The following is a 22,146-nucleotide window of genomic DNA, read 5'->3' as shown; positions in this document are numbered from 1 at the left end:
CCTTCTACGGTGGGGTGACCTGGCAGAACGCAACGAACTTCCAGCCGAGGAGACACCGTTGAAGGCATTGCTGGACCGCGCCCGCTCGTTCAAACGACGGGTCGATTTCGAGAGCGGTGAATACCGGAAACTGGCCGAGGGGCAATATCCCGAGGCGCTCTTCATTACCTGCTCGGACTCACGGGTCATACCCGCGCTCATTACCGGCGCACGGCCCGGAGAGATATTCGAGCTGCGAAACGCGGGGAATATCGTGCCGCCGTACGGCAGTCCCGGCGCGTCCGGGGAGGCCGCCACCGTCGAGTACGCGTTGGAGGTGCTCGGCGTTCAGGACATCGTCGTGTGCGGTCACTCACACTGCGGCGCGATGGGCGCGCTGAAGTCCGGCGACAACCTCTCCGCGCTGCCCGGCGTGGACGCCTGGCTGCGACTGGCCCGCCCCGACCTGGCATCGGTCCTCACGGCCGCCTCCGACGACCCGTCGCTGCCCGACGTGGCGCAGGGCAACGTCGTCAACCAGCTCGCCGTACTGCGGACTTACCCCGTGGTGCGGCAGCGGCTGGAGGCGGGGCGGCTGCGGCTGCACGGCTGGTACTACGAGGTCGACACCGGGCAGGTGCACGAGCTGGAGGGCGACGGGCTGTTCCGGGTGCACGGCGGATGAGCGGGGCGCATGCGCGCGGGCGTACGCGCACCAAGGACAGTGCACGGGTCACCGGGAAGCCGCCGAAGAACGGGGCGGCCGGGGGGCCGAAACCGCCGAAGGCCGGGGGCGTCGGCGCTCCGGGGGGCAAGGTCGACCTCGCCAACGAGATCACCGCCTCCCTCGTCGTCTTCCTCGTCGCCCTGCCGCTGTGCATCGGCGTCGCCGTCGCCTCCGGTGTCCCCGCCGAGCTCGGGATCATCTCCGGGGTGATCGGCGGTCTGGTCGTCGGCGCGGTCCGGGGCAGCACGCTCCAGGTCAGCGGGCCGGCCGCCGGGCTCGCCGCGCTCGTCGCGGAGACGGTGCTGGAGCACGGCGTGGCGATGCTCGGGGTGATCGTCCTGTTCTCGGGCATCCTGCAGATCGTCCTCGGCGTCGTACGCCTCGGCCGGATGTTCCAGGCGATCTCCATCGCCGTGGTCCAGGGAATGCTGGCCGGCATCGGGCTGCCGCTGATGTTCAGCCAGGCCTACCCGATGGCCGACGCCAAGGCGCCGGGCGTGCCGATCGAGAACATGGCCGGGATACCGGGCCTGTTCGCCGACATCCTCACCGACCCGCAGGCGATGATCGCCACGTTGCTCGGCGTCGCCACGATCGTGCTGAGCTTCGTGTGGAAGAAGGTGCCGGGCCCGGTGAAGCGGATCCCGGCCGCGCTCGTCGCGGTCGGGATCGGCATCGCGGTCGCCGCGCTGCCCGGGGTGGACGTGAAGACGCTCCAGGTCGGGAACCTGCTGGCGTCGGTGCAGGTGCCGGGGGCCGAGCAGTTCGCGGGCCTCGCGGATACGGCGATCATCACCTCCGTCCTCACCTTCACGGTGATCGCCTCCGCGGAGAGCCTGTTCACCGCTGCCGCCGTGGACCGTATGCACAGCGGACCGCGTACCCGCTACAACACCGAACTCATCGCCCAGGGCGCCGGCAACACGATCGCGGGCGTCCTCGGCGCCCTCCCCATCACCGCGGTCGTCGCCCGCAGCTCGGCGAACGTCCAGGCCGGCGCGAAGACCCGGATCTCCCGCACCCTGCACGGCCTGTGGCTGCTGGCCTTCGCGCTGCTGCTGCCGCAGGTCCTGGCGCTGATCCCGATCTCGGTACTCGCGGGCGTCCTCGTGCACAGCGGCTGGAAGCTGTTCGCGCCGGAGGAGTTCCCGAAGATGTGGCGGCAGGACCGGGGCGAGTTCGCGGTGATGACGGTGACGACACTGGTCATCGTCGCGACCGCGCTGTTGGAAGGCGTCCTGATCGGCCTCGCGGCCGGAATCGTGCTGGCCGCCCTGCGCATGTCCCGGACGGTGATCCGGCAGCACGTCGAGGACGACACCGCGAAGGTCGTCATGGCGGGCAACGCGACCTTCCTGCGACTGCCGCAGGTGATCGACGCGCTGGAGTCCGCGGCGGCCTCGGGCAGGCCCCGCATCCGCCTGGACCTGACCGGCGTGACCCATCTGGACCACGCGTGCCGCAACCAGGTGGAGGAGTTCACGGCACAGCAGCGGGGGATGGGGCTGCGCGTGGAACTGCTGATGCCGGGACCTGCGAAGACGGAGGTCCCTGTCGCCACCTCACCGGCGCCCACCCCGACCCCAGCGTCGGCACCCGGCCCGGACGCCGAGTGGTTCTACCTGGACACACGGCCCCTGCCAGGCGGGTACGACGGCTATGACGGCTACGACGACTATGCGGGGCGCCCACCGCTGGTGGGCTGAGCGGGCCTGGGCCAGGGACGTACGGGGCGCACCTGCGGGCTGCGCCCGGCGGACCCCGCTCGTACGCTGAACCGGAGCCGTCCGCACCGGGAGGAGTTCGCCATGGCCGGATGGGGCGCGCACGACATCCCCGACCAGAGCGACCGGGTCGCCGTCGTCACCGGGGCCAACAGCGGGCTCGGGTACGTCACGGCTCGGGAGCTGGCGCGCAAGGGTGCGCGGATGGTGCTCGCGTGCCGGAGCGAGGCGCGGGGTGCGGCGGCCCGGGACCGGATGCTCGCCGAAGTACCGGGCGTGCACGTCGAGTTGAGGTTGCTCGATCTCGGAGACCTCGGCTCCGTGCGGGAGTTCGCCACGGCGTTCCCGTACGACCGCCTCGACCTGCTCGTGAACAACGCCGGGGTGATGGCCTTGCCGTACGGCACGACGGCGGACGGATTCGAGACACAGTTCGGCGTCAACCACCTCGGCCACTTCGCGCTCACCGGTCAGCTGCTTCCCGCGCTGCTCGGGACGCCGGGCGCGCGGGTGGTGACCGTCTCCAGCCCGCTGCACGCGATGGCCAACATCGACATCGACGACCTCAACAGCGAACACCGGTACCGGCGTTGGATCGCCTACGCCCGCTCCAAGACCGCCAACCTGCTCTTCACGCATGAGCTGGCGCGCAGGCTGGCGGCGCGGGGCTCGGAGGTCGTGGCGGCCGCGGCCCATCCGGGGTACGCGGACACCAACCTGCAGACGGAGGGGCCGCGCATGGCGGGCCGCAGGGTCGGCGTGTGGCTCATGCGCGTCGGCAACCGCGTCTTCGCCCAGCCCGCCGAGGCCGGCGCCCTGCCCACGCTCTACGCCGCCACCGCCCCGGACGTCCGCCCCGACTCCTTCACCGGCCCGTCCCTCGCCGGCTGGCGCGGCTCACCCGCCCCGTCCTGGAGGGCGCCGTGGACCCTCGACGACCGGGCGGGGACGCGGCTTTGGGCGGAATCGGAACGGCTGACGGGGGCGGATTACGACGGCCTTGACGAGCCCCTGTAGTGCGCTGCTGCACAGCAGGGGGGCGACGAACGGCCGGCCATGACGGGTGTCGTTGCTGTGTCGGCCCGATGTCAACGGCCTTGGCCGGGGCCCCGGTGCAGTCCGGAGCCGCCCTGCGAGGCCGCCGGGCCGGGGGTCGGGATGGGAAGGGCGGCGCCGAGGACGTCATTCTGTGCGGTCCGGTTCCTGCTGTGCGCGGAGTCCTGCCGCAGGACGCCGCCTGCTACGCCCGGGGCGGCATCGGCCTGTCGGCCGGTGGCGGAAGCGGCGTCGGTACTCGCCCCGAGGCCCCCCAGGACGCCACCCACCCCTGTCCGGTTCGGCGGCTCGGCGGGACGTGGGCGAGGGGGCAGCTGGGCATGGCGGGGCGACACCGAGTACGGGATCGGGCGCACCTCCGCCAGCGGTACGGTTCCGCCGGGCGTGCCTGGACAGCTTGGCGCGGTGAGCCGCTCCCGGTTCCAGGACCCCATGGCCTTGCCCTGCGAGTTGTACGCGGCCCCCAGTTGCTCCATCACAACCGCTGCTTCGAGAGCGTGCTGCTCAGTGGCGGACAGCCTGCCCCGGTCGGCGTTCAGCAGATCCTCGGCGTTCACCCTGCTCGTACGGTCCTCGCCGGTCAGCGCCCGGCTGCCCGGGGTGTCGTCGGCCGGGGTCATCGCGTCGATGTGGGTCTTGTACTCCTGCAACGCGTTCGCGGCGCCCTGCAGGGCGACGGAAATGTACCTGGCGTATTCGGCGGTGTCGGCGATCTTGTGACGGAAGCGGTCCGCCTCGCCGAGGAATGCCTCAGCCGCTTCACCCTGCCAGGTCTGCATGAGCCGGGCGACAAGGGCGTCGAGCACACCGAGGACGCCGCCGTCCTCTCCTCCGACGAGTTCTGCGCGGAACGCATCCCAGCCGTGGCCCGCGGTCCTGACCTGTTCAGGGTCGGCGTGCACGACCATTGCCTTCATCTGCGGCAGACTCCTGGCCGCGAACGCGGTGGAGTGCCTGCTCGCATAGCGCTGGCCCGGCGGCAGGTAGTCGTACTCCTTCTCTGCCATGCGGCTGTGCCTAGTAGTCCGCGTCTTGGTAGGCGTCCCGTGTCCACTTCATCTTGTGGGTGAACTCTTCGGCGAAGGCACAGAGATGGGCGGCGACATCCTCCAAGTAGGTCTTCACCAGGGCCTGTTCGGTGAAGAATTCGTACACTTCATCGAAGTCCGTGCCGAGTGATTCACGGGCCAGTCCGGTTTCGTGGCGGGCCTTCGATTCGGCGTCTTCCAAGCGTCGGATGACGCCGTACAGCTGGCGGAGTGCCAAGTCCATCTCGTCCAGATCGACTTGGTAGCGCTGCACAGCCAATGAGGCCCCTCCCCATCACTCAGGTCTCGTGTGGCGGAAGACTACTAGCCTTTTGACCATTCATTGCGGCGAGTTCACTTACGGGTCTTCGAAGATCTCCACGTCCAAGAGCCCGTCCTGGCCGGTCAGGGCGGCCGCGTTGGGGACGATCAGCTGCTTCAGAGCCGGAAACCGGGGGAAGCGGTGTACCCCGGCCGCCTCGTTGCGGATACCCCCGCCCAGGTGGAGGACGGACACATTCGGGAACTGCCACGGCATTGCCGCGAGGTGGCCGGAGGGCAGGGAGCCGACCAGGGTCAGGCGCCGGAGCCTGGTGATGGCCTGCCGCGGCGGGAGACTGGTCAGCGAATGCGCCGAAACCGTCAGGTCCTCCAGCGCCGGGTGACACTGGATCGCCGCCCAGTCCGCCATGCAGGAGGGGCTGTTGTCCTTTCCGAGAACGAGCGACCGCAACGCCGGCCACCGGCCGATGTCCTGAAGCACGGCCAGCCGGCCCGGCTCGGCCGCCGAGAAGTGCTCCAGGCCCGGCAGCAGCGCCAGAGCATCGACAGAGGTGAGGTTCGGGCAGTTCGACAGGGTGAGGCTGCGCAGCCCTGCCCACTCCTTGAGGAAGTCGAGGCTTCTGAGGGTGCTGTTCATGCTGAGCACCAGTTTGTACGGGCTGCCGGGCGGGTGCGGGCCCGCGGCGGTGAGCGAGGCTTCGTCGAAGTCGCCGCGCAGCCGGAGCTGCGGTCGGCTGCCGAGCTCCCGCAGGGCCGCCAGCTGCCCGGGAGTCCTGACGGTGATGATGTCGTCGGCCGGGAGGTGTGCGATCACCTCCTGCGCGTAGCGGGCGGCGTCGAAGGATCCCCAGGCGTCGGCGACCCGTTCCCGCACCCGGGGCCATGGTGCCTCGCAGAACCGCGCGAGCAGGGGCAGAGCCGCGTCGTGGGCGATTCCCGCGGCGGTCTCCAGTACGTATCCGGCCTCCCACTCGGTGAGCGATTCCGGGCCGGGCAGCAGTTCCAGGACGATCGGCCCGACCTTCATCAGCTCATCCGCCTCCCCGATGGTGCGGGGCGGAATGATGCGCGAGGCCCGGTCCTCCACCAACGTGCGGACGTCTTCGTCCAGTTCCGCCGCGTGCTCCAGACACGCCATGGCAAGAAGGTGGATACGGCGGTCGGGGAGCCGGTCACCGAGCTCGACCAGGTTCCTGAGCAGTGCGGCGCACTCCCGGGGACGGGCGTGGGCGACGGCCATCCGGATGACGTCCTCCCACTGGGTCTTGTCCGCGTTGTCGGCCAGCAGACCGAAGTCGCCCTCCTCCACGGCCGCCCGCGCGGCCAGGAAGTCCTGGAAGGTGCGGTGGACGAAGTCGATCGCGTCCATTGCCGGCTCGCGCAGCAGTCCACTGCGCAGCAGCAGATGGTCCAGAACCTGCCGCGCGTCGCCGAGTCGCGCCACCTGCGGTACGGAGGGCAGAGCGTCGGTGACGATCTGTTTGGCGCGGCTGCGATGGAGCTCGGTCTGCTGGTTGCGGATCATCCAGTACGCGAGCTTCTGGAGCAGCTTGATCTGCGGCTCCTTCGTCAGCTGGACGCCGATGGTCTCGGAGAGGCCCTTCTGCTGGTCCCGGCGCTCCAGCAGCATCGACAGCGCGGCGTCGTACAGCTCCTTGCGGCCGTGCGGCAGATAGCCCTGCCGGTCGCGGTGCAGGGCGCAGATCAGGGCGCACATCAGCGGATTGGTGGCCAGAGCGGCCAGGTCCTGCTTGGTGTGGACGGCGGTCAGCAGTCTGCGGGCGAGGGAGGTGTCGGCCCCCGTGGCGGTGTGCCAGCGTTCGACGAACTCCGTGACCGCGTCGCGGTTCATCGGGGCGAGGGACAGTTCGGCGAACCCGTCGCGAGCGAGCCAGTCGTCGCGTACGGCGGACGGTCGGGACGTGACCAGCCACAGGTTGTCCGGATAGGCGACGATCAGGTCACGCAACCAGTGGCGGGTGCGCTCGCGGTCCGGTTCCGGGATCTCGTCGATGCCGTCGACGAGGAGCAGGCCGCGCCCGCCGGCCAGCACGCGGTCCGTCCAGCACTTCGGCTGGGCCCCCGCGATGGTGCAGCCCACGGCGGTCAGGAAGCCCTCGGGCAGCGGCAGTTGGGCTCCACCCCGGGCGAGGTGGCGCAGGGGGAGGACGAACGGCACGCGCCCGTCGAGGTAGGCCAGGCCGCCCCTCGTCCGGCCGCCGGCGGCAGTGACCGCCAGCCACTGGACGAGGGTGGTCTTGCCGGACCCCGCGACTCCGCGCAACAGCACGCGGTCCCGGCTCGCCAGGGCCTGATCGGCCGGTAACGGGACGGCGCGGCTGGTCCAGCCGGCGGTTCCGGGGCGGCGCTGCGTCAACCTGGCCTCCAAACTCAAGTAGGAGGCGTCCAGCGGCCATTCGCGGTCGTGGTTCAGGTCGATGCCGTAGATCGTCAGGCGACTGTGCCGGGCCTGGACGTAGGCGGCATACCGCTCCTCGAACTCGGCATCCGGGTCGGGCGCCGGACCGGAGACATCGCGGATGTCCGGGGTGGGGCAGCCGTACTCGGCCAGGGCTGCGACGAAGGAGGCGTCGTCCAGTAACTCCCCGGCCGGTGTGGCCTTCATACGACTGTGCCGCCAGCCCTCAGGGTCAGCGCTGACCACCCCGGCCAGCAGGCCACGCGCGAAGAGGGCGGCACCCGAGAATCCGGCCCAGGGCGAGCCGCCGTCGGTGCGGGGTGCGGGCACCTGGTCGACGTCGATCGCGTACGCCTGGCTCAGCCACGCGGAGCCGCGCTTGACGGTGCCGGTTACGTGCTCGCTCTCCAGACGGCCTTTGCCGTCCCGTTGGACGTACGGATAGCCGATGGCCTCGCAACCGGGCAGGGGCGAGATGCCGCGGACCCTGCCCCAGCGGTTCCAGGCACGGTCAGGGTCGTCGTCGGTGAGCGGTTCCTCGGCCAGCAGCAAGGCGGCGTCGCAGGACGCGTCCTCGCGCTGCCAGACGCGCTCACAGCGCACCGGCCCACGTCCTCCGGGCACGACGACGCGGATGTCGGAGCCGTGCGCGACGACGTGAGCGGCGGTCAGGACGATGTGCGGGGAGAGCAGATAGCCACTGCCCTGGCGGCCCCCACAAAGGATCGCGGCCACCCGTTCCCTGACGGGGCCGCCCCGGTCGCCGGGCAGCACGATCAGTCGCCGACCGCGGCGGGGAAGCCGCTCACATCGCCTTCGTCATCAGCGGCGATGAGCCAGTCCTGACCCGTCGCCGTGTTCCTGGGTTTCAGAGTGAACGAGACCTTGTGCGTATGGGCCCTGGACACGCCGGCTTCCGCGCCCGCGTCGACGACCCATGCCTTGACGCCGCTTCTCGCCCGGGCGTCGCGGCGTACCTCGACCGTGAACTCCATCTGAATCTCGCCGAGTTCGAAGCGGAGCCCGTTGCCGGCGCCCCGGCTCGCGGCCGCCACCAGGCCGTCGCGCACGGACCCGACCACATCGGCAAGCTCGATCCTGTTGTCCACTGTCCCCCGTTCACCATCCGGCTCTCGCACCGCAATAAATCTATCTCGTTGCGAGACGGGGCGCAGGCGTACTGTGCCGCCGTACTTCCCGGAAGCCGGGTCGAGCAGCGGAATCGGCTACGTCGGCGTCGCCGGCCAGGGAAGGCCTGGCCCGGAGCGCCGCAGCTCCGGGCCATGAGGGAACGGGCTCGTCCCGCTATGTCCGTACGCCCGATGTCACCGCGCTCGCACCTCGTACGTAGCCACCCGCACCGCCTCATCATCCAGGCACTGCCCGGTCTCCAGGTCGAACCGCTGCTTCAGCAGGGGTGAGGCCACGAACGGGCGGCCCTGGTGGCTGCCGGTCAGGCCGCGGGAGAGGACCGCCGCGCCGCCGAAGGGGTCGCGGTTGTCGATGGCGTAGAGCTGTCCGGCGCGGTCGCGGAACAGGGCCACCTGGTTGCCGTTCGGCAGCAGGGCCGCCACGCCGCGGCCGGGGAGCAGCCGGGTCAGGTCGCAGACCGTCAGCCAGTCCTCGTCCAGCAGTACTTGGACCTTCAGGTCGGTCGTCTCGGGTGCCAGGGTCATCGCTGGGCGCTTCCTTCCAGGGGGCGGTGGCCGATGGTCAGCAGCGGCAGGTCGGGCTTGATCTGGTCGCGCTCGGGGACGAAGCCGACGACCGGGTCGGGGGTGTCGGGCGCGTTGATGAAGGAGACGAAGCGGGCCAGCTTCTCCGGGTCGTTGATGGTCTCCGCCCACTCGTCGCGGTAGTTCGCGACATGGGCCGACATCAGGGACTCCAGCTCCTCGCAGATGCCGAGGGAGTCCTCGACGACCACGTCACGGACGTGGTCCAGGCCGCCCGGGATCCGCTCCAGCCACACGCTCGTGCGCTCCAGGCGGTCGGCCGTACGGATGTAGAACATCAGGAAGCGGTCGATCAGACGGATCAGCTCGGCGTCGGACAGGTCCTGGGCGAGGAGGTCCGCGTGGCGCGGGGTGGCGCCGCCGTTGCCGCCGACGTAGAGGTTCCAGCCGCCCGCGGTGGCGATCACGCCGAAGTCCTTCGACTGGGCCTCCGCGCACTCCCGCTGGCAGCCGGAGACCGCCGACTTCAGCTTGTGCGGCGAGCGCAGGCCCCGGTAGCGCAGCTCCAGGTCGATCGCCATGCGGACCGAGTCCTGGACGCCGTAGCGGCACCAGGTCTGGCCCACGCAGGACTTCACCGTGCGCAGGGACTTGCCGTAGGCGTGCCCGGACTCGAAGCCCGCGTCCACCAACCGCGCCCAGATCAGCGGGAGTTGCTCGACGCGCGCGCCGAACATGTCGATCCGCTGGCCGCCGGTGATCTTCGTGTAGAGGCCGAAGTCGCGGGCGATCTCGCCGATCACGATCAGGCCCTCGGGGGTGATCTCACCACCGGCGATCCGCGGGACGACCGAGTACGAGCCGTTCTTCTGGATGTTGGCGAGGAAGTGGTCGTTGCTGTCCTGCAGCGACGCCTGCTCGCCGTCCAGGACATAGCCGCTCGCGCCGATCGTCGGGGCGAGGGAGGCGATGATCGAGGCGACCGCCGGCTTGCAGACCTCGCAGCCGTCGCCGCCCTTGGCGCCGTCGCGGCCGTAGCGGTCCAGCAGGTCCTGGTAGGTGTTGATGCGCAGGGCGAGGACGATCTCGTACAGCTCCTCGCGGGTCTGCGAGAAGCAGCCGCACAGGCCCTTGTCGACCTCGACGCCGGACGCCTCCAGCTCGGCGTTGATCAGCTGGCCGAGGACCTTGACGCAGCTTCCGCAGGTCGTACCGGCCTTGGTGCACTTCTTCACCTCGGGCACGGTCGTGCACTGGTGGTCGGTGACCGCGCCGCGGATCGTGCCCTTGGTGACGTTGTTGCAGGAGCAGATGATCGCCTCGTCCGGCAGTGCGGACGGGCCGAGCTGGGCGGGCGCCCCGGCACCGGCCGGCAGCACCAGCGACTCGGGCGAGACCGGCGGGACGGAGCCGGTGAACGCCTTCAGCGTGCCGTACGCCTCCGCGTCGCCGACCAGGATGCCGCCGAGCAGCGTGCCGTCGCGGCCGATGACCAGCTTCTTGTACAGGCCCGCGCGGGAGTCGGAGTACACGACGTCCAGGCAGTCCTCGGTGGCGCCGTGCGCGTCACCGAAGGACGCCACGTCGACGCCGAGGAGCTTCAGCTTGGTGGAGAGGTCGGCGCCGGTGAAGGTCAGCTGCTCCGACTCGTCGGCGGCGATCGTCGCGGCGGCCGTCTCGGCCTGCTCGTAACCCGGGGCCACCAGGCCGTACACCCGGCCGTCGGAGGCCAGTGCGCACTCGCCGATCGCGAAGACGTGCGGGTCGGCGACCGTACGGCACTGCTCGTCGACCGTGATGCCGCCGCGCTCGCCGACGGTCAGGCCGCAGTCGCGGGCCAGCTGGTCGCGGGGGCGGACACCGGCGGAGAACACCACCAGGTCGGTGGCGAGTTCGGAGCCGTCGGAAAGCCTCATGCCGGTGACGGCGTTGTCGGAGTCGACCACGATCTCCTGCGTGCCGACGCCCGTGTGCACCGTCAGGCCCATGTCCTCGATGGTGCGCAGCAGCGCGGCGCCGCCGCCCTCGTCGACCTGCACGGGCATCAGGCGCGGCGCGAACTCCACGATGTGGCTGGTGAGCCCGAGCCCCTTCAGCGCGCCCGCCGCCTCAAGGCCGAGCAGACCGCCGCCGACCACGGCACCGGTCGTGCGGGTCCTGGCGTACTCCTCGATGGCGAGGAGGTCCTCGATCGTGCGGTAGACGAAGCAGCCCTCGGCGTCCTTGTTCGGGACCGGCGGCACGAAGGGGTACGAGCCGGTGGCGAGGACGAGGGTGTCGTACTCGAAGACCTGGCCGGACCGGGCGGTGACCATCTTCGCCTCGCGGTCGACCGAGAGCGCCGGGTCACCGACGTACAGCTCGATGCCGTGCGTCTCGATGAACTCCATGTCCGTCATCGACAGGTCCTCGGGCGTCTTGCCCGAGAAGTACGAGGTCAGCGCCACGCGGTCGTACGCCGGACGCGGCTCCTCGCACAGCACGACCACGCGGTGCGTGGCGGTCAGGCCGCGCTCGGCGAGCGCTTCGAGGAAGCGCTGGCCGACCATGCCGTGGCCGACGAGCACGATCGTGGGGGTGGCCCCCAGGGTGGCGGTCATTCAGGAGCCTCCATCGTTGGTGAGCAGGTGGAGCAACGGGCCGTCGTCGGGGAGCGGCTCTGCTCCCTCCCAGGCGCGGGCGAGTGCGCCGACGGTGCCGAGTTCGCCGACGAGAACCCCGCCGACCAGGCGGTCGTCGCGGACGACGACCTTGCGGTAGGTGCCGCGGGTGGCGTCGGCGAGCTGCACGACGTCGTCGCCGGGCCGGGCCTCCGTCTCGCCGAACGCGGCGAGGTCGAAGGACCCCAGCGGGCTGTCCTGCCCGGCGAGGGTGAGCCGGGTCAGCGCCCGGGTGCCGGTGTAGCGGGCGCCCGCGTCACCGGCGTCGCCCGCCAGCAGCTCGGCCAGCACGTCCGCCTGTTCCAGCGCGGGCGCGGCCAGCCCGTAGACCGTGCCGTCGTGCTGCGCGCAGTCGCCGATGGCCCGGATGTGCGGGTCGGACGTACGGAGCTCGTCGTCGACGACGATCCCCTTGCGCACATCCAGCCCGGAGACCTGCGCGAGACCCGCACGCGGGCGGACCCCGCAGGCCAGGACCACGAGATCGGCGTCGAGCGCGTACCCGTCGGCCATCTCCACCGAGCGGACCGCCCCGCCGACGCAGCGCACGTCCCGGACGCGGAGGTGGGTGTGGATCTCGACGCCGAGGTCGCCGAGGTGGCGCCGGACCAGCTTCGAGGCGGCCGGGTCGAGCTGGCGCTCCATGAGCCGCTCGGACTGCTGGGCGAGCACGACCTGCGCGCCGCGCAACGCGAGCGCCCGGGCCGCGGAGACCCCGAGGAGCCCGCCGCCGATCACGACCGCCTTCACTCCCGGCCGGACCGCCTTGGACAGGCCGAGGCAGTCGTCCATGGTCCGGAAGGCGTGGACGCCCTCCGGCAGCACATGGTCCGGGGTGAACAGACCGCGCAGCGGCGGCAGCACCGGGTTGGAGCCGGTGGCCAGCACGAGGGTGTCGTATGCGATCTCCGAGCCGTCCGCGAGGTGTACGGCTCGCACCTCGCGGTCGATGCCGGTGACCTGGCCGCGGGTCAGCTCGGCGGGCGCCGGCAGGGCGATCACCTCGGGGCTGTACCGGCCGGCCAGCACCTCGGCGAGCAGCACCCGGTTGTACGGGCGGTGCTCCTCGTCGCCGACGAGCGTCACGGGCATGCCCAGCTCGCCGAGCCGCCGGGCGAGCCGTACGCCCGCGAGGCCGGCGCCGATCACCACCACACGCGTATTCGAGGTCATGTCCAGGAGCGTGCGGTGCGGGTGTTACCCGACCGCATCACATCTGTTTCCCGCGGGGAACGCTGCCCTCAGCGGGGGCCCGGGACCGGTGTGAGGGTTCGGCGGGGGCGGTGGGGGCGGGCTGTGAGGTCGGACGGGGAGGGAGGGGGTGGGGCCGACCTCACCTCGGGTTTCCGTGCAGCCACCATCGTCTACGACCGGGCGGGCCCAGGAGGCTGGAGGGGCCCGGTTTCAGCAGCTCATGCGCAAAGGGGCGCCATGGCCACGGCCCGGAGGATCCCGCTTCAGGACACCGCCGACACCGCAGCGGTACGGGTCTGGCAGCTCGTCCGCGAGCCCTTCACCGCGGGGACGTGGCGCCGTTTCGCCTACGCGGTTGTCGCGTTCCGGGTGGGTGTGGTGTGGGTCGCACTGGGGCTCGTCGGGGCGCCTGCGGGGCGATGGCAGCGGGGCCTGCTGCGCCGGCTGCCGGGTGCCGAGGTGATCGACGGGCCGCGCGCCGGGCTGCCTGGAGGGGACGCGGGCCTGACAGGGCCTAGGCCCTGTCGTTTGGATCAGCCCGGCGTCGCGGGCCCTGGCACGCACTCCCCCAGAGGGGGGACCCCCAGCGGCGTTGTCGTCGGTCGCCGACTCCCCCACGCTCGAACGAGCTCGCGCGGGGGGACCCCCATCGCGTCGACTCCCTCCTCCGCCTTGCAGCTGCACGCTCCCCCACGCTCGAACCGGCTTCGCTCGGCTCGCGCGGGGGCACCCCCATCGCCCCCGCTCGGGTCGGTTGCGAGGCGCCGCACCTCACAGCCGGCCTGATCCAAACGACAGGGCCTAGCCCCGCGACAGCGTCTCGTGCAGCCGGTCGATCAGGTGGCCCTTGCGGTCGATCGTCACGTCGAAGTAGGCCGCGCTGTGCGCCGACCGGCACACGCCGTGCACGGCCTCTTTCGCCGAACGCTTCAACTCGACAGCCTGGCCGGAGAGTTCGAGAAGAGTGCCGTGCAGCTTCGGGTGGTCGAGGACGTACGACTTGAGGCGCGCGCCCGTGAGTCCGGCCGGGTCCGGCGGGGGCGCCGTCGAGTCGAGCAACTCCAGGAACACCCGGTTGCCCAGCCCGTCGAAGTCCTCGTGGGCGTTGGCGCCGCCGAGCTCCGGGACGACATCCGTCAGGTCGTTGAACAGCTGGCTCGCCAGGCCGAGCCGCCGCATCGCCTCGTCCAGGGCGTGCCGCTCCTCCTCGACGACGCGCAGCCCGGCGAGGGCCGCGTCGAGCGGCATCCGGAACAGCGTGCCCGTCTTGCGGGCGGCGACGGACTCCCAGAAGCGCACCCGTTCCTCGCGCGGTGCCGCCGACAGGTCGGCTCGGACGTCCGCCGACCTCGTCGCCAGGTCGAGGGCCTGGCCGGTGAAGCCGTGGCCGACGTTGCGGAGCAGGCTGTCCACGACGGCCGGGTCCGCCGGGTGCCGCAGCGCCGCCATGATCAGCCAGGAGCCGGTGTTGAGGGCTACGGGCACCCCATGGGTGATGTGCAGCGCGGGCTCGCCGTAGCGCATGCCGCTGTCGTCCTGGATGTCGTCGAGCACGACCGCGGCCTTCAGCAGGACCCGCACCGCGACGGCGACACGCCGGACGACGGCCAGGTCGGCCGAGGCGTCCTCGTCCCCCGACTCCTCGGGAAACCCCCGGTAGTTGCGGTACGCCCAGTACACCATCGACGGCCGCAACGGAGCCATGCCCCCGGGCGCGCCCGCCCGTGGCGGCAGTGCGGGCTGGCCCACCTTGGAGCCGAGCGCGTCGGCCACCGGGACGTGCAGCGAGCGGTGCAGGGCCGCGGCGTACACCGCGGCCGTACCGGTCGACCCGGCCGTCAGCGCGTCGAGGAACGCGCGGAGGTCGTCCTCCAGCAGCGCGGCGTCGTGGCGTACGACGCTGTCCACCAGGGTCGCGGCCGCGTCCGGGTCGGCATCCATGGCCGGATCGTCCAGCGCTCAGGCGAAAACGGTCAAGATCGCTTCCCGCCATCCACGGACGGACGTCCCCGTGGCATCAACGGACGGACGTCACCGATCCAGCGTCATCTCGACTTGCCAGGCATCGCCGGGCGAGACTGTATTCCCCTCAGGGTCCGTCCCCTCGGACGTGAAGACGCCGTCGACTTTGATCTTTTCGCCCGGGGCCGCGGACTGAAGGATGTCGCACGCCTGCTGATCGGTGCCGACCGCAGTGTCCTTGAGGTGAGTGATGACGTCGCCGGTCTGCAACTTCGCCTTACTGGCCGGTGAGTCAACGGCCACGCTCGACACGTAGAGGCCGTCTATCTTCTCGGCCTGGAGCTTCTCCTTGACCGCCAGGGCATCGTCCTGGACCTCCTCGGGGAAATACTGCTCGAAATAGTCGTCGGAGAGGGCCAGCAGGTCTCCCCAACCGGGGTCGTTCTTGCTCGCTCCGTCAGCGAGCCCTTGGAGATGCGGCTTCGCGTGGTCGCTGCTGATGGCGTTGTACTGGCCCTGGGTGCCGGAGATGCTGAAGGTGTTGACACCGACAAGCTTCCCCTCGCTGTCGAGCAGTGGCCCTCCGGAATTGCCTAGATTGAGTGTTGCCGAATGCTGCACGGTGGACGGCAGTTCGGGCTCACTCGGCAAATCCGTCATGGCGACGTCCGGCGACTGGACGACGCCCGTGGTGAGGACGGCCTTCTCACGCGCGATGTCGCCGGCGCCCATCGGATAGCCGATCGCCGTCACCTCGTCCCCCGGCTCCAGTTCACCGCTGTCGCCGAACTCCACCTGTTCCAGGTCCTCTTGCGGCGTGGCGAGCTTCAGAACCGCCAGGTCCTCGCAGGGATCGCTGCCCATCAGCCGCACGGGCAAGGGCTCTTTGTCCTGGAAGCGAACCTTCAGGGCGGTCTGCCCGGCGACCACGTGCGCATTGGTCAGGATGAGGCCGTTCTCGGCGTCGTAGACGACTCCGCTGCCGAACGCCTCTCCCGCCACCACCTGCACGGTCGCGGGCGCCACCCGCTCGAAAATGTCCTTCGGATCGTCTGCCCTCGCGTCGGTCGCCGTCATGCCGAAACCCAAGGCGGCGGCGGACGCGGCGGCGACGTACGTTCTGGCTGTCGGCCGCATCTGGGCCTCCTAGCGTGCGTTCCCCATTCAGGCTAGCCCTCCGCGGAATGCCTGTCGCGCCGACGGAACACCGCAGGTCATCGACGTGCGGTGGCCCTTCTCGCGGCAGCTCTGCCGGTCCGTCAGACGACGGCGACGAAGCCGCCGAACGGCGCCGTGTCCACCGTTGAACCGGTGGCCGCGTGCGGACGTCAGGCGCCGCCCAGATCGAGCCAACGGAGCGTCTGCTCCGGGCGCTTGGGGCTGTTGGGGTCCATCATCCAGCTGAACGTGGCCGCCCCGGGGCGCACCCAGGAGGTGTCGTCCAGCGCGCAGGGCACGCCGAGGTCGGTGGCGGGGGTCGTGTCGGCGACCCGCGCGGCGGTGCGGGCCACCGCGACGAAATGCCAGGGCGTCTGCCAGGCGCCGCGGACCTGCGGGGTGCCCGGGCCGAGGGTGCCGAGCGCCTCGTCGTCGTACGCGAAGGCGATGGGTGTACGTCACCTGCCCCGCGCCCGTGTCCAGGGCGGACTGGGAGAGGCGACATGCCGGATGGGCGCCGTCCATGCCGGACTCGCTCGCCAGCACCCGCCACTGCTTTCCGTCGGCCCCGACGGCGCGGGCCGGCAGAGGAAGGAGGCGACGCGCGGGGAGGCGGTGGGGTCGCCCAGCGCGGGGATGGTGTGCTGGTCCCGGGGGACGTACCACTCCTGGTACTTCGGCTTCTGCACGGTGTATGGCAGCGTGAACTGGGCGCCGCCGTCCGCCGGGACGTTCAGCGTCAGCCCGGTGGCCTCGCTCGCCACGGTGTGCGGTACGCCGTCACCGCGGTACGGGAAGCGGTAGCGGAACGCGGCCCCTTCGGCGTCGGCGCGCAGCACGATCTCGATGGGCAGGCCCTTGCCGTTGCGCACCGTCACAACCCGCTCGGTCATCGCCTTGCGGACCCGGGAGACCTTGCCCTGCACCAGCCGTAGTCGACCGCCACCCACCTCGGCCGGCCACGGCCGGCCAGCGTGAGCCGCGCGCTGAAGTCGACGTCGTCCAGGGGCAGTTCGAGCGGACCGGCCGACAGGACCTCCACGCCGTCCACCGAGACCGCGTACGTCGCCACACCACTGTCCACCCGCAGCGTCACCCGCACCCGCCCGCACGGCGAGACGACCACGACCGGCCCGCCACCGCCACCCGGGCCGGCGGTCGGCGCGGATCCAGCCGAGAGGGGAACGGCCAGGGCGACCGCAGTCGCCCTGGCGGCTGCGGAGATGACGGCCCTTCGGGAGACTCCGCCGGGATTCTCGTGGTGCGTGGGGCGCGCACGTCCTTTGGGTCGGATGCGTCGGATGGTGGTGCCCGGCAGACGCTGTCCCGAACGGTGACGTGGCGCTGTTCCGCACCTGAATGTTCACTGAGCAAACGCCTGCCAAACGCCGGGCGTGCCCCCACTCCGCCCATCCAGCAGTTCGACCGCGCCGGTGGTGTCCTCGTCGCCGTGCCCCTCGGCCAGCCACCGCTCCAGCAGGGCCGTGTACGGCGTCAGCAGCTCCGCGCTCACACCCTGCTCCTCGGCCGTGGCCAGCAGCGTGGCGTTGCCCGAGACCTGCATGGCGAGGCTGGAGACGACGTCCTTGCCGTAGTCGCCGCTCCGCAGCTGGTCGGCGGCCTGGTGCGCGGCGGGCGCCATCGCGCCGAGCCACGACACGAGCAGCGGCGCGAAGTCCCTCGGGTCGATGTCCTCCCGGCGGATCAGCGCGAAGGCGTGCAGGACGCCCGCGAACATGCCGTTCATCGCGCTCAGCAACGCCACGTCGTGCAGCGCCGCGAAGCCCGGGTCCGCGCCGACGTACCGGGTGCCGGCCGGGACGGCGAGGGTGTCGCCGTGCTCCTCGAAGAGACCGGGCGAGCCGCTGTAGAAGACATACGCCCCCGACTCCGCGTCCCCGATCATCGGCGGTACGGCCATGATCCCGGCGTCCAGGAAACGGGCGCCCCGCGCTTCGGCCCAGGCGGCCCTGGCACGCCCCTGGGCGGGCGTTCCGGTGGTGAGGTTCACCAGGTCTCGGCCGGTCAGGTCGGCACCGTCCAGGGCCGCGCCGACCGAGGCGTCGTCGAGCAGACAGACGACGACCAGCCGGCTCGCGGCCACCGCCTCGGCGGCGCTCGCGGCGACCGTCGCGCCCTCGGCGGCGAGGGGCTCCGCCCGGGCCCGGGTGCGGTTCCAGACGGTGACCGGGTGCCCGGCGGCGAGCCAGGCGCGGGCCAGGGCCGTGCCCATGGCGCCGGTACCGAGGAGAGTGAGGGGAGTGAGGGTGGTGGGCGAGGTTCGAGGGGCAACCGGGTTGTCAGTCATGGCGTTTAGCCTCGTCGTAGGGGAACGGCCTGCTCAAGTACGTACTTCGGAGTGGGTGGTTACCTCGGGGAAAGAGTCCAGACAGGGGAGGGGCGGCATGCCGATCGGACGACGGCCGGGGGCGTACATGTGCGGGACCGACGCGGCGATGGACGTGATCGGCGGCAAGTGGAAGGTGCTGATCCTCTGGGAGCTGACCGAGCGTCCGCGCCGTTTCGGGGAACTGCGCCGCGAGCTCCCGGGCGTGACCGAGAAGGTCCTCGCCGCCCAGCTGCGGGAGCTGGAGGCCGACGGCATCGTGCACCGGGAGGCGTACGACGAGGTGCCGCCGCGCGTCGAGTACTCCCTGACGCCGCGGGGCACCTCCCTCAACGACGCCCTGGGCCCGCTCGGAGCCTGGGGCAGGGAGAACCTCCTGGGTGTTCGTGAGGGCGGGTCAGCGGCTGCCGGTGAGGTGCGCGAAGACGACGACGTTGCCCTGATACCCGGTCGTCCGTGAGTAACCGCCGCCGCAGGTGATCACCCGCAGCTCGGGGCGCCGCGCGGCGCCGTACACCTTCTCGTCCGGGAAGGCCTTCGCGTCGTACACCTCGACGGCGTCCACGGAGAAGAGCGCCGTGCCGCCGTCCCGTCGTTCCACCTCGATCGTGCTGTCCTTCTTCAGGGCTCCGAGGCGGTAGAACACGGCGGGCCCGTCGGCGTTGTCCACGTGGCCGGCGACGATCGCGGTGCCGGTCTCACCGGGCGTGGCACCGGCCTCGTACCAGCCGGCCAGGTTCTTCCGCTCGGCGGGCGGCACATCGAGGCTGCCCGTCCTCGTCAGAGCCAGGCCCATGAGGGGAGCGTCGACGCGGATCGAGGGGATGCGGATGCGGTCGGGTGGGGAGGGCGGGAGCGCGGGGGCGGCGTGGCGCGGGGCGCGCGGCCCGGTGCCCTGTGCGGCCGACGGCTGGGGCGGGGCGTCTGTCTCGGCGCCGGCGCTGAGCAGCCAGACGCCGGAGCACAGGGCGAGGACGGTGGCGGCGGATATGGCGGCGTCACCGACGCCGCGGTGACTGCGCACGCGAGCCTCCTGGGGTCTGCTGGGCCGGCCCGATCCCCCTCCGGGCCGCGAGGGGCGTCGGACCCGGAGGGAGAGGGGACGTGCGGTACCGGTGGACGGACAGCGGAGGGTGTCCGTCAGATCCCGTCGCCTCTCGCCCGGCGATGCAGGAGCCAGGTACCGCCCGCGGCGGCGACGGCGAGAGCGCCCACGCCGGCCACGGTCTGCACGGGGTCGCCGTCGCCGAGAGCGCCGCCGACCCCCGTCTTCACACTTCCTTTCGGATGCACCTGCTCATGCGGTGCCGTCAAGGTGACCACCAGGTCCCCGCTCACCCGTCGGCCCCCGCCGCCGCAGGTGGCGACGATCTCGTACGTCCCCGGCTGCGCGCTCGGCGGCACCCGGAACGTCCCGCTCGCGCCCTCGTCGTCCGTGCCCGGCGCGAGCGTGAGCTCCCCGGCGCCCACGGCGCTGGCGTCGCCCGCCGCCCCACCGTCCCGGCACGCGGTGGTACGCACCGTGACCTCCCCGCCCGGCACGACCGAGGACGGGGACACCTCCAGGCCACCGCCGTCGCCGTACGCGGGCGGGACGACGAGACCGACGGCGCCGACAGCCAGCGCGGTCCCGGTCACCAGACGGGCGGTGCGTCGCATCGATGCTCCTCCGAGCGCACGGGCGCACGACCCGCGACACCCCCATGTGCCGCCGCCTCGGCCGAGCCCCTGCCCTTCCGAGGTAAGTCGCAGCGGCGCGGGAGCGCTTCCCGAGAGAACGTCAGGATTGGGGTGAATGGGTGTCGCGGGGACGGCCCGGCGTACGGGGGATGCCGCTGTTTCAGCAGGTCATCGCCGTGCTGTGGGCATGACGCGGAAGAGAACCGGATGAGTGGGGGGCGGGGGTGTGAACGGGTGATCCGGTGGAGGTTGGGTGGGTCGAGGTTGGTCGGGCTGGAGTCTGCGGCCGGGGTCGGCGGGGCCGGGGGCTTGTGTGGTTGAGGGCAGCGGGTCGGGGGACTGGGCCGGCCAGGATGCTGGGCGGGAGCCGACCTCCTCCGCTCAAACCGGCGTCAGCCCGGCCAACCCAGGGGCGCGGGGCTGTGTCAATTTGCGGCTCCGCCGCGTGGGCGCGACCAGCCACCTACCACCCGCAGCCGGCCACGCAAGCTCACCCCAACGGCGCTGTTCCGTCTCTCTCCCGAAGCCTCAGGCCACGTTCACCGCACTCCAGGCAGCCGCCACAGCCCCGTACTCCCCACTCCCGGCCCCATACAGATCCTTCGCCGCGCTCAGCGTCGCCGTCCGCGCCCCCGCGTAGTTCGTCGAGGACGTCATGTAGACCGTCAGCGCCCGGTACCAGATCTTGCCGAGCTTCGCCCGCCCGATCCCATTCACCGAAGCTCCGTTACAGGTAGGCGAGTTGTAGCTGACCCCGTTCACGGTCTTCGCCCCGCTCCCCTCGGCGAGCAGATAGGCGAAGTGGTTGCCGATCCCGGACGAGTAGTGGACGTCGAGGTCCTTCGTCGTCGTGCTCCAGCAGTCCACCGAGGCGCCGTCCTTGGACGGCTTGTCCATGAACCGCAGGGCCTCCCGGCCCAACCCCGACCGGACGACGTTCTCGCCGATCAGATAGTCGCCCCGATCCGAGGAGTTCGCCGCGTGGAACTCCACCAGCGTGCCGAAGATGTCGGACGTCGCCTCGTTCAGGCCCCCGGACTCACCCGAGTACGTCAGCGCCGCCGTCTTCGACGTCACGCCGTGCGTCATCTCGTGCCCGGCCACGTCCAGCGACACCAGCGGCCCGAGCAGGTTGCCGTCACCGTCGCCGTACGTCATGCAGAAGCAGTTGTCGTCCCAGAAGGCGTTGTTGTAGTCGGTGCCGTAGTGCACACGGTTGAACGCCCCCTTGCCGTCACCCGCGATGCCCTTGCGGCCGTGGACGTCCTCGTAGTAGTCCCAGGTCACGTCCGTGCCGTACTGCGCGTCCACCGCGACAGTCGACCGATCGGTCGCCGCACCCGTGCCCCAGTGGTTGTCGGCGTCCGTGAACACCGTCGCCGGAGCCCGGTTGAGGCAGACGATCAGGACGCACAGGTCCGTCTTGTTCGCGGCGTCACCGGTGTAAGTGCCGCCGCGCGTCGGGTCCTTGAGCTGGTACGTCGATCCCGACTGCGTCGTCTCCAACGGCACCGTGCCGCCGTACAGCGACTTGCCGTCACCCGACGCCGTCTCGATGCTGTCCCACGCGTCGATCTGCGTACCGGTGCGGGCGTCGGTCAGCACGGTACGGGCGACCGGGTTGCCGAGGGAGTCCTGGGCGACGGCGTCGGTCCGCCAGGCCAGCTTCGGGGCGCCGTGCAGGGCGTCGACGACCAGCTCGGGCTTGGACGTCAGCCGCTTCAGCGTCTCGCCGAGGTTCACGGCACGCAGCGCGGCCGCCGCGAGGTCGGCCGCCTTGGGCGCGGAGATCTTGGGCGTCACGCCCGACAGCGAGATCGCACCCTTGGTGGCGCGGGAGGCGCTGCGGTAGGTGCCGTCCTTCGCCAGGTGGAGGACGAAGTCGCCGCCCAAGACGGGGAGTTGGCGGTAGGTGCGGTCGTAGCGCACATGCTGGGTGCCGTCCGCGTCCACGACCACGTCCCGCACGCTGGTGCCCTGCGCGGCGGTCAGCCCCAGGCTCCCCGCGACGTCCGCGAGGGCCGACGCCGCGTTCTCCAGGGCGGTGGCCCTGGTCGGTGGTTCGTCCGCGCCGGCGGTGGGGGAGAGCACGGCGACGAGGAGGGTTACGGCGGTGGCGGCGACGCCGGCCGTGGCGAGACGGGAACCCCTGAGGTGCGGCCGTATTCGGCTCATCGGTCTCCTTGAACTGGGTGACGCTGAAGCGTGACCAAGATTCAAGGGGGCGTGGACATGCCGTGGCCAGGGTGAATAC

General features: G+C 71.3%; 20 protein-coding genes. 4 read left to right on the top strand and 16 right to left on the bottom strand.

Features of this window, described 5'->3' with window-relative positions; genetic code table 11:
* Positions 1-58: 58 nt before the first annotated feature.
* The 3 genes from ACIA8X_RS41600 to ACIA8X_RS41590 all read left to right on the top strand — a co-directional run bounded on the left by ACIA8X_RS41600 (position 59) and on the right by ACIA8X_RS41590 (position 3,447).
* Positions 59-664 carry a carbonic anhydrase gene (locus ACIA8X_RS41600; RefSeq protein WP_393460998.1) on the top strand — a complete coding sequence of 202 codons (606 nt, stop codon included), beginning with the start codon at positions 59-61 and terminating at the stop codon, positions 662-664.
* Positions 661-2,412 (top strand): SulP family inorganic anion transporter, encoded by a 1,752-nt coding sequence (locus ACIA8X_RS41595; protein WP_393461001.1) that lies wholly within the window; start codon positions 661-663, stop codon positions 2,410-2,412. The genes ACIA8X_RS41600 and ACIA8X_RS41595 overlap by 4 nt, the downstream gene beginning before the upstream one ends.
* A 102-nt stretch (positions 2,413-2,514) precedes the next feature.
* Entirely contained in the window at positions 2,515-3,447 is a 933-nt protein-coding gene (locus ACIA8X_RS41590) for an oxidoreductase (protein ID WP_393461004.1), read from the top strand.
* A 71-nt stretch (positions 3,448-3,518) separates the two neighbouring features.
* Here ACIA8X_RS41590 and ACIA8X_RS41585 read toward each other — a convergent pair whose 3' ends face one another.
* From ACIA8X_RS41585 to ACIA8X_RS41525, 13 genes are all read right to left on the bottom strand, one after another.
* Positions 3,519-4,493 carry a WXG100 family type VII secretion target gene (locus ACIA8X_RS41585; RefSeq protein WP_393461007.1) on the bottom strand — a complete coding sequence of 325 codons (975 nt, stop codon included), beginning with the start codon at positions 4,491-4,493 and terminating at the stop codon, positions 3,519-3,521.
* Between the two features lie 10 nt (positions 4,494-4,503).
* The gene (locus ACIA8X_RS41580; protein ID WP_393461010.1) at positions 4,504-4,788 is read right to left on the bottom strand and encodes a hypothetical protein; all 285 of its coding nucleotides are present in this window, start codon (positions 4,786-4,788) and stop codon (positions 4,504-4,506) included.
* 84 nt (positions 4,789-4,872) lie between these two features.
* Positions 4,873-7,950, bottom strand: coding sequence for an NACHT domain-containing protein (locus tag ACIA8X_RS41575; RefSeq protein WP_399460489.1), 3,078 nt, complete (start codon positions 7,948-7,950; stop codon positions 4,873-4,875).
* Between the two features lie 41 nt (positions 7,951-7,991).
* Positions 7,992-8,324: a trypco2 family protein gene (locus ACIA8X_RS41570; RefSeq protein ID WP_399460488.1), complete on the bottom strand. Its 333-nt coding sequence runs from the start codon at positions 8,322-8,324 to the stop codon at positions 7,992-7,994.
* Positions 8,325-8,540: 216 nt separating this feature from the next.
* Positions 8,541-8,891, bottom strand: a complete 351-nt coding sequence (gene nirD / locus ACIA8X_RS41565) for a nitrite reductase small subunit NirD (protein ID WP_393461019.1) — start codon at positions 8,889-8,891, stop codon at positions 8,541-8,543.
* A complete protein-coding gene (nirB, locus tag ACIA8X_RS41560; protein ID WP_393461022.1) occupies positions 8,888-11,491 on the bottom strand; it encodes a nitrite reductase large subunit NirB in 2,604 nt (867 codons plus the stop codon). Before nirB ends, nirD begins: the two co-directional genes overlap by 4 nt.
* Positions 11,492-12,724: an NAD(P)/FAD-dependent oxidoreductase gene (locus ACIA8X_RS41555; RefSeq protein WP_393461025.1), complete on the bottom strand. Its 1,233-nt coding sequence runs from the start codon at positions 12,722-12,724 to the stop codon at positions 11,492-11,494. It abuts the gene before it with no gap.
* A gap of 822 nt (positions 12,725-13,546) precedes the next feature.
* Positions 13,547-14,686, bottom strand: a complete 1,140-nt coding sequence (locus ACIA8X_RS41550) for a polyprenyl synthetase family protein (RefSeq protein ID WP_393461028.1) — start codon at positions 14,684-14,686, stop codon at positions 13,547-13,549.
* Positions 14,687-14,776: 90 nt separating this feature from the next.
* Positions 14,777-15,844: a S1C family serine protease gene (locus ACIA8X_RS41545; protein WP_393461031.1), complete on the bottom strand. Its 1,068-nt coding sequence runs from the start codon at positions 15,842-15,844 to the stop codon at positions 14,777-14,779.
* Positions 15,845-16,035: 191 nt separating this feature from the next.
* Complete coding sequence (locus tag ACIA8X_RS41540; protein WP_393461034.1) at positions 16,036-16,218, bottom strand: hypothetical protein; 183 nt, start codon at positions 16,216-16,218, stop codon at positions 16,036-16,038.
* 105 nt (positions 16,219-16,323) lie between these two features.
* The gene (locus ACIA8X_RS41535; protein WP_393461037.1) at positions 16,324-16,791 is read right to left on the bottom strand and encodes a glycoside hydrolase family 97 N-terminal domain-containing protein; all 468 of its coding nucleotides are present in this window, start codon (positions 16,789-16,791) and stop codon (positions 16,324-16,326) included.
* Positions 16,755-16,991, bottom strand: a complete 237-nt coding sequence (locus ACIA8X_RS41530; RefSeq protein ID WP_393461040.1) for a hypothetical protein — start codon at positions 16,989-16,991, stop codon at positions 16,755-16,757. The genes ACIA8X_RS41535 and ACIA8X_RS41530 overlap by 37 nt, the downstream gene beginning before the upstream one ends.
* 237 nt (positions 16,992-17,228) lie before the next feature.
* Positions 17,229-18,173: an NAD(P)-dependent oxidoreductase gene (locus ACIA8X_RS41525; protein WP_399460487.1), complete on the bottom strand. Its 945-nt coding sequence runs from the start codon at positions 18,171-18,173 to the stop codon at positions 17,229-17,231.
* A 97-nt stretch (positions 18,174-18,270) separates the two neighbouring features.
* Here ACIA8X_RS41525 and ACIA8X_RS41520 point away from each other — a divergent pair, with 97 nt between their 5' ends.
* Positions 18,271-18,672, top strand: a complete 402-nt coding sequence (locus ACIA8X_RS41520; RefSeq protein ID WP_393461044.1) for a winged helix-turn-helix transcriptional regulator — start codon at positions 18,271-18,273, stop codon at positions 18,670-18,672.
* Here the strand turns inward: ACIA8X_RS41520 and ACIA8X_RS41515 are convergent.
* The 3 genes from ACIA8X_RS41515 to ACIA8X_RS41505 form a co-directional block, all read right to left on the bottom strand.
* A complete protein-coding gene (locus ACIA8X_RS41515) occupies positions 18,610-19,236 on the bottom strand; it encodes a class F sortase (RefSeq protein ID WP_399460486.1) in 627 nt (208 codons plus the stop codon). The two genes, ACIA8X_RS41520 and ACIA8X_RS41515, sit on opposite strands and share 63 nt — an antisense overlap.
* Positions 19,237-19,352: 116 nt before the next feature.
* The gene (locus ACIA8X_RS41510; RefSeq protein WP_393461048.1) at positions 19,353-19,871 is read right to left on the bottom strand and encodes a hypothetical protein; all 519 of its coding nucleotides are present in this window, start codon (positions 19,869-19,871) and stop codon (positions 19,353-19,355) included.
* Positions 19,872-20,420: 549 nt separating this feature from the next.
* Entirely contained in the window at positions 20,421-22,067 is a 1,647-nt protein-coding gene (locus ACIA8X_RS41505; RefSeq protein WP_399460485.1) for a M4 family metallopeptidase, read from the bottom strand.
* Positions 22,068-22,146 lie beyond the last annotated feature (79 nt).

The organism is Streptomyces sp. NPDC051738 (assembly GCF_044453205.1).
Lineage (GTDB): Bacteria > Actinomycetota > Actinomycetes > Streptomycetales > Streptomycetaceae > Streptomyces.
This window is presented reverse-complemented; position numbering and strand designations above follow the sequence as displayed.